A 1,063-nucleotide genomic window follows, 5' to 3' on the forward strand; every position below is an offset into this window, starting at 1 on the left:
CGAACTGCCGAAGCCGCATGACTGCGGTGTGCCGGGTGGCCGGGCGATCCCCCTGGAGCGTGTAACGGGCCGTCTCGGCATCCGGCGCCAGCTCTGTCCGTCGGGCTTCCATGCGGCGAATGCCCTCGATGGTAATGGCTACCTCGGCCCCCGCATCAATCTGGACCCGCGCATATTCGCGCAGGACTTCGATCATGCTGTCGATTACCGAGGCAGCATAGGCACGCTCATGGACCGCGACGGCGCCGACCCGCATGCGGGAGAGCTGTGCCCTCCACTCGTCCGGCAGATCTTCGAGCTCGACCCGGCGGGCTGCCGGCGGCCGGGGCTTGCTGCCTGCGCGAGACACGCACGGGGGAGATTTCCGCGCAATGGCCTCCGCCAGGATGACATGGGCGGCCGGACTGCCCGGCAACAGCGTCTCGATCGCGATCTTGAGCGACCGCAGGCGCCGGCTCGAGGCGACATCCCCGGCGAAGGCCAGATAGTCGTCGACCGTCGGAACCGTGATCGACCGGGCTTCACTGAAGTCGAGGAACCGCGCAAAGACCCGCAGGTCCTCGAGCCCAAGCTCCGCCATCGCAGGCAAATCCCGATAAGGCGCCATCGCCAGGCTGGCGAGAAGCGTCCCGCGATCCGTTCGGTCGCAGACGCGGCTGCGGGGCTGTTTGATGCGGATTGCATCCCGGATGGTGCGCAGCACCGGCGTGCCGTCGGGCAGCAATCGATCGAAAGCCGTCCTCAGGTTTTCGAGCCGACGTGGCGAGGTGTCCTCCGCGACGAAGGCCAGGAAATCCTCGACCTCCGGCACCGAGATATCCTGTGCCGCCGCATAGAGGAAAAACGCATCGAGCGTGCGCAACTCGCGCAGACCGATCTCAGCCAGGCGCCCTGCCCCCAGGTAGGGGGCGAAGTGCGGCGCCGAGAGGAGCTCCTCGCGGCTGCGGGTGTCGTAGGTCTTACTCATCCATCAATCCAATCATCAGATCCTGCCCCCGCTCGACGAGCTTGATCGCGTTGAGCCAGCCATAGAAAGTACGAAGAGTTTCGGGCGTGTCGTCGA

Annotated in this window: 1 protein-coding gene; it reads right to left on the minus strand. The window is 66.0% G+C overall.

All coding sequences use genetic code 11. From position 1 onward, the window contains the following. A partial coding sequence (locus IE266_RS26735; RefSeq protein ID WP_189683183.1) for a hypothetical protein occupies positions 1–967 on the minus strand: 967 nt, incomplete at its 3' end. Between the last annotated feature and the right edge of the window lie 96 nt (positions 968–1,063).

Origin of the sequence: Seohaeicola zhoushanensis (genome assembly GCF_014656415.1) — a bacterium.
GTDB lineage: Bacteria > Pseudomonadota > Alphaproteobacteria > Rhodobacterales > Rhodobacteraceae > Seohaeicola_A > Seohaeicola_A zhoushanensis.